Here is a 6363-nt window from a genome sequence, read left to right as displayed (position 1 = left end):
CCGGCCATCTTGATGAAGGTGGCGTCGGTCTGGTTGGCGACGGCCTTCGCGAGCATCGTCTTGCCGGTCCCCGGCGGGCCGTGCAGGAGGACGCCGCTCGGGGGGTCGATGCCCACTTCGTCGAACATCTCGGGGCTCTCGATGGGCATCTCGACGGTCTCGCGGACTTCCTCCATCTGCTCGTCGATGCCGCCGATGTCCTCGTAGGAGACGTCCGGCGACTGGTCGACCTGCATGACGCGGGCGCGAACGTCCGTCTCGTCGTCGAGTTCCTTGACGATGGACAGGGAGTTGTTGACGGCGACTCGCGAGTCGGGGGCGAGGTCCTCCCGGAGGTCGTCGGTGACCTCGGTGAGGGCTTCCTGGTTGTTGCCGTGCTGTTTGATAATGACGCCCTCGTCCGTGATCTCCTGGACGGTGGCGACGAACAGCGGCGACTGCTTGAGCTTCTTGTTCTCGTGGGTAAGCCGCTCGAGCTTCTGCTGGTATTTGTTGTTCTCCGCGTTGGCGTCGAGGAGTTTGTCCCGCATCTCCTCGTTCTGCTGTTCGAGGATCTCGAGACGCTCCTCCAGCGCCTCCACTTTCTCCTGCTGTGACGCGCCGTCCTTGTAGGGGAGGTCGACGTCGTCAACAGTATCAGTCATCAACAGGTCCGTAGCGCCCGTAGTTATAAGAGACTTCGGGTAGGTTCACCCGCCTGACGTCGCCGAAAACCCCGAGTTCGACGGTTCGGCGTTCTGCCCAGCGTAATTACCATTGGACATATTTGTGAATAGCAAGTATTATCCCGTGTCATTGGAATACACTAAGTACAATGAGCGCAACCGAAGTGCAGACAGGGACGGACGCGGTCGGCTGGGAGGCCGTCGCGGACCTGCCGCCGAGCGCCAAGTTGGTCGCAAAGGTCCTCGAATACAACGACCGGCTCACCCAGAGCCAACTCGCCGAAGAGACGATGCTGCCGGCCCGGACCGTCCGCTACGCGCTCACCCGACTCGAAGAGGTCGACGCCGTCGACTCGCGGTTCTCCTTTACCGACGCCCGCAAACGCGTCTACGCACTCTCCATCGAGAACTGACTCCGAGACCCTACCGACTATTTATAACTGGAGACGCCGCCACCTTCCCGCGTGTCGCCTGACTCGGATAGTTCCAACGACGACCCCATCGACGAGCGAACGGTCCGTACTGCCCTCGCCCGTCTCGCCGGCCCCGACGACGCGACGGTCATCGAACAGGCCGATGCGGCCGTCGACGACCTCGATGCAGCGGCCGAGTTCGTCCAGTCGGTCGGTCTCGACAGGCTCGCCGCCGCCATCGAAGCGACAGACGACCCGACTCGCCGCGAACGCGGCGAACGCGCGCTCGAAGCCTTCCGCCGGTTTCGCGCGGCGGCATCGCGAGAGGGCGTTCACTTTCACCGTGGTCGCGGAACCGATTTAAGAGGCGACGGACAAGGAACGGACAGATGACACGGGTGATTCACACCGGCGACACCCACCTCGGCTACCGACAGTACCATCTGCCGGAACGGCGGGAGGATTTCCTCGACGCCTTCCGGCAGGTCGCCGAGGACGCGGTGGAAGACGACGTCGACGCCGTCGTCCATGCCGGCGACCTCTTTCACGACCGGCGACCGGGCCTGCCCGACCTCCTGGGCACGCTCGACGTGCTCGAACGCCTCGACGGGGCCGGGATTCCGTTTCTCGCTATCGTCGGCAACCACGAGACCAAACGCGACGCCCAATGGTTGGACCTCTTCGAGGCGATGGGCCTCGCGACCCGCCTCGGCGCCGAACCGGTCGTAATCGAGGATACCGCCTTCTACGGCCTCGATTTCGTCCCGCGCTCCCAGCGCGAAGGCCTCGACTACGAGTTCGCACCCCACGACGCCGACCACGCGGCCCTCGTCTCTCACGGCCTCTTTTCGCCGCTGGTTCCCGACTACGGCAACGTCGAATGGGACGCTGAGGAGGTCCTCTCTGAGGCGAACCAAGCGTTCGACGCGATGTTACTGGGCGACGAGCACGCCGCCACACGCGAGCAGATCGAGGGGACGTGGGTGACCTACTGTGGCTCCACCGAGCGCGCGAGCGCAAGCGAACGTGACGAACGGGGCTACAACATCGTCGAGTTCGATGAGGACGGCGTCCACATCTCCCGCCGGGGTATCGAGACTCGCGATTTCGTCTTCATCGACCTCGAACTCGGCGAGACCGAGGGTTTCGAACGCGTCCGAGACCGCCTCCGGGAACACGACCTCGCCGACGCCGTCGTCCACGTGTCGCTGGAAGGCGATGGCGAGGACGTCTCGGCCGCCCGAATCGAGGAGTTCGCCGCCGACGCGGGCGCGCTGGTCGCCCGGGTCAACGACCGCCGAGAGGTCTCCGAGGACACGGACCTCGACGTCGCCTTCGCCGACCCCGACGAGGCCGTTCGCGAACGCGTCCGCGACCTCGGTCTCAGCGGTGCGGCCCGCGACCTCGACGAGATGATCCGTGCCAGCAAGATCGCCGACTCGAACGTGGCCGACGAGGCCGAAGACCGCGTCGCCGACCTCCTCGAGGACCCGAGCGCCTTCGATTCGGCACCCGACAACGACACCGAAACCGTCGCCGACCGGATGGCCGACGATGCATCGACCGACGGGAGCGCCGAGGACGCTGAGGAAGCAACGGACGGGACCACGGCCGAGGAACCGACCCCTGACCCGGCCGAAGCAGACGGCCAACAGCCGCCGACCGCACAGGGAGAGGATCAGGCCTCGATGGAGGATTACCTATGAGATTCGAGCGCGTTCGCCTGCGGAACTTCAAGTGCTACGCCGACAGCGAACTCTCCTTGCGCTCGGGCGTGACGGTCATCCACGGCGTCAACGGTAGCGGGAAGTCCTCGCTTTTGGAGGCGTGTTTCTTCGCCCTCTACGGCACCGACGCCATCGACGGCACCCTCGACGACATCATCTCCAACGATGCCGAGGAGATGACCGTCGAACTGTGGTTCACCCACAACGGCGCCGACTATCACGTCGAACGCGAGGTCAAACTCCGCGGCGACAGCGCCCAGACGACGACCTGCCTGCTGGAGACGCCGGAAGGGACCATCGAGCAGGTCACCGACGTCGAAAACCACATCGAGGGCTTGCTTCGGATGGACGCCGAGGCGTTCGTCAACTGCGCCTACGTCCGGCAGGGCGAGGTGAACAAACTCATCAACGCCTCGCCGAGCGAGCGACAGGACATGATCGACGACCTCCTCCAACTCGGCAAACTGGAGGAGTACCGCGAGCGGGCCAGCAAGGCTCGCGTCGGCGTCGGCCGCGTCCGCGACGACAAGCAGGGCGCGCTCTCGCAGGTCGAAGAACAGATCGCCGAGAAGGAGGACCGAGACCTCCACGACCGGCTCAACGCCCTCAAAAGTGACCTCACGGAGGTCAACGAGGACATCGAGGAGAAATCCGACCAGCGCGAGGCAGCCAAGGAGCGCCTAGACGAGGCCGAAGCCGTCCTCGAAGAGTACGAACAGCGCCGTGCGGATATCGAGGAACTGGACGGCGAAATCGAGGACCTCAAATCGACCATCGCCGAGACCGAACGGGAACGCGAGAGCCTCGCCGAAGAGGTTCGGTCGCTCCGAGAGGAAACCGACGACCTCCGGGAGAATCTCGACGAGGCAGTCGCCGAAACGGAACTCGACGAGGCGGACGCCGAGGCCGTCGACAAACGGCTCACGGAACTGGACGAGCAAGCCGACGGGATTCGCGACGATATCGAGGAGCGACGGCTGGAAGCCCAAGAACACGCTGGAACCGCCGAGACGAAACGCGAACGAGCCGAGGAACTCCGCGAGCAGGCCGCCGAAGCCCGCGATGAGGCCGACGAACTCGAAGCCGAGGTCGAAGAGGAACGCGACAAGCTCGAAGAGCGCCGTGAAGACCTCTCGGACCTCGATAGCGATATCGAGGAGTTGCGGGAGGAACTGGACGAAGCGCCGGTTGCCCGCGGCGAGATCGACGCCCACCGCGAGACGGTCGACGAGGAACTAACCGAGGCGAAAGAACGGGTCGCGGAACTCGACGCAAGCCTCGAAAACGCCGAGGAGACGGTTGCCGAGGCTGAGCGCCTGCTGGAGGAAGGCAAATGCCCCGAGTGTGGCCAATCGGTCGACGGCTCGCCACACGTCGAATCCATCGACGAGGACCGCGAACGGGTCGCGGAACTCGAAGCCGAACTCGAAGCCGCCGAAAAGCGCGTCGCGGAACTCGAAGCGAAACGCGAGCGGGCCGAGACGCTGGTCGAGACCGCCTCGGAACTATCGCGGCTCGAAGACTCCCGGAAGAACGCCACCCAACTCATCGACCAGAAGGCCGACTCCGTCGAGGCGAAGGCCGACCGGGTCGAGGAGTTGCGCGAGCAGGCCGCCGAGTACGAGGAAGCGGCCGGGGAAGCCGAAGAAGCCGCCGAGCAGGCCGAATCGAAGTCCGACGAGGCACGGCAGGCCATCGGCGAGTTGAACCAGCGGAAGGCGAGTGTCGACGAATCCCGAAAGCATCTGGAGCGCGTCGAAGACCTGCTGGAGGCCGTCGACGACAACGAACAGCAGATCGAGCAGTTGCGCGAGCGCCGGGACAACAAGGAGGAACTCAACGAACAGCGCCGCGAGCGCCTCACAGACAAGCGCGAACGGAAGGCCGAACTCGAAGAGCAGTTCGACGAATCCGCACTCGAAGAGGCCAAGGCCCAGAAGCAGAAGGCCGAAGGCTATCTGGATGACGTCGAGCCGTATCTGGACGAACAGCGCGAGAAGCGCGACGAACTCCAGAACGCCATCGGCGCGGTCGAAAACGAGATCGAGGAACTCGAGAACCTCCGCGAACGCCGCGAAGAGCTTCAATCGACCGTCGACCGCCTCGAATCCCTCTACGACGAGGCCTACGAGCTACAGGAGATGTACACGGACCTCCGTGCGGACCTCCGCCAGCGCAACGTCGAGAAACTGGAGGCGATGCTCAACGAGACGTTCGACCTCGTCTACCAGAACGACTCGTACGCCCGCATCGAACTGGACGGCGACTACGAGTTGACCGTCTACCAGAAGGACGGGACGCCGCTGGACCCCGACCAACTGTCGGGCGGCGAACGGGCGCTGTTCAACCTCTCGCTGCGGTGTGCCATCTATCGCCTGCTCTCGGAGGGTATCGAGGGCCAAGCCCCGACGCCACCGCTCATCCTTGATGAACCAACAGTATTCCTCGATTCGGGCCACGTCTCGAAACTCGTGGAACTGATCGAATCGATGACCGACCACGGTGTCGATCAGATCGTCGTCGTCAGCCACGACGAGGAACTGGTGGGTGCGGCTGACGACCTCATCGCGGTCCACAAGGACCCGACGACGAACCGGTCGTCGGTCGAGCGGTCCGCGACCGTCGAGGCGTTGTCCTGATTATCGGAGGCCGGCGAGGCCTGCCGTTCCGGTTTCGGTGAGATCGTAACCACGTTCGCCGTTGACCGTCGCTTCCTCGACCAATCCCGCGGCCCGCAGTTCGGCGAACATGCCGTGGATATCCGACTCACAGAGGTCGTAGGCTCCGAGGATCTCCCGCACCGAGAGCGGGCCGCACTCGTCCAGTTCCACGAGGACGCCGAGGGTCTGCTCGGAGTGGACCGCAGTCACGACGCGACGGACGGGTTCGGAAACCCGGTTTGCGGCGACCGTCAGTGGTGATTCGCCCGTCGCTTCGAGTTCGTCGTTCGGGAGGTACTGCTCGTCGCCAGTCTCGGGGTTTCTGACGAGACTCGATTCGCCGGACTGCTTGACCAGCAGATACCGCTTGCCCTGGTGTTCGACGGTTCTCATTGGTCTGACCTCTCGTCCGCGGATTCTTGGTTTGCGTCTTCAACGCCTTCGTCCTCGGTGGCCTCGCTCTCCTCGTCGCGTTCCCGGAGTTTCCGCCTGCCTTTCAGATAGAAGCGAACCGTGAAGACGGCCGCTATCGAGCCGACGAGCAGCGCGGGGCCGCCCATCGCCCAGTCCCCGCGGAAGTAGACTAACATCGCGCCGATGGAAAGCGCCGCAACCGCCGTGTTGAGGAAGACGACGGCGCCCCAGAAGGCCCGAAAGAGCCCCTCCTCCATGTCGGCGGTCGCACCGAGGGATTCCTTGACCCGCGAATCGATGTTCGAGGACGCGTCGGGCGCCTCGGGGCCGAGGTTCTCGGGGTCGAACTCCTCGGGCTCGTCGGGCCAGGCGTCCTCGTCGTCTTCGAGCGGGTTCACACTCGGCCGAACGGACCGGAGAACGAAAAGTCACGCGACCTTTGGTCCCAACACCCCGGGTCGGACGCGGCTTCGGCCGACGCGGC

General features: G+C 64.5%; 7 protein-coding genes. 4 read left to right on the top strand and 3 right to left on the bottom strand.

The window, feature by feature from the left end; translation table 11 throughout:
• Nucleotides 1-644, bottom strand: a 644-nt coding sequence (locus V5A53_RS11795; RefSeq protein ID WP_332313811.1) for an AAA family ATPase, incomplete at its 3' end; no start/stop codon positions are given.
• Nucleotides 645-814: 170 nt separating this feature from the next.
• Between V5A53_RS11795 and V5A53_RS11790 the strand changes: the two genes are divergently transcribed.
• The 4 genes from V5A53_RS11790 to rad50 are packed head-to-tail and all read left to right on the top strand — an operon-like array spanning nt 815 to nt 5444.
• Nucleotides 815-1078: a MarR family transcriptional regulator gene (locus V5A53_RS11790; protein WP_332313810.1), complete on the top strand. Its 264-nt coding sequence runs from the start codon at nt 815-817 to the stop codon at nt 1076-1078.
• A gap of 51 nt (nt 1079-1129) precedes the next feature.
• Nucleotides 1130-1471, top strand: coding sequence for a hypothetical protein (locus V5A53_RS11785; RefSeq protein WP_332313809.1), 342 nt, complete (start codon nt 1130-1132; stop codon nt 1469-1471).
• Nucleotides 1468-2784 carry a DNA double-strand break repair protein Mre11 gene (gene mre11, locus V5A53_RS11780; RefSeq protein WP_332313808.1) on the top strand — a complete coding sequence of 439 codons (1317 nt, stop codon included), beginning with the start codon at nt 1468-1470 and terminating at the stop codon, nt 2782-2784. Before V5A53_RS11785 ends, mre11 begins: the two co-directional genes overlap by 4 nt.
• A complete protein-coding gene (rad50, locus tag V5A53_RS11775) occupies nt 2781-5444 on the top strand; it encodes a DNA double-strand break repair ATPase Rad50 (RefSeq protein ID WP_332313807.1) in 2664 nt (887 codons plus the stop codon). Before mre11 ends, rad50 begins: the two co-directional genes overlap by 4 nt.
• Here the strand turns inward: rad50 and V5A53_RS11770 are convergent, their stop codons facing one another.
• Nucleotides 5445-5858 carry a DUF7346 family protein gene (locus V5A53_RS11770; RefSeq protein ID WP_332313806.1) on the bottom strand — a complete coding sequence of 138 codons (414 nt, stop codon included), beginning with the start codon at nt 5856-5858 and terminating at the stop codon, nt 5445-5447. It abuts the gene before it with no gap.
• On the bottom strand, nt 5855-6277 hold the full coding sequence (locus V5A53_RS11765; protein ID WP_332313805.1) for a DUF7322 domain-containing protein: 423 nt from the start codon (nt 6275-6277) through the stop codon (nt 5855-5857). Before V5A53_RS11765 ends, V5A53_RS11770 begins: the two co-directional genes overlap by 4 nt.
• Nucleotides 6278-6363 lie beyond the last annotated feature (86 nt).

Origin of the sequence: Natronomonas sp. (assembly GCF_036625485.1) — an archaeon.
Taxonomy (GTDB): domain Archaea; phylum Halobacteriota; class Halobacteria; order Halobacteriales; family Haloarculaceae; genus Natronomonas.
The sequence above is the reverse complement of the archived record's forward strand: the minus strand, read 5'-3'. Positions and strand labels throughout refer to the sequence as shown.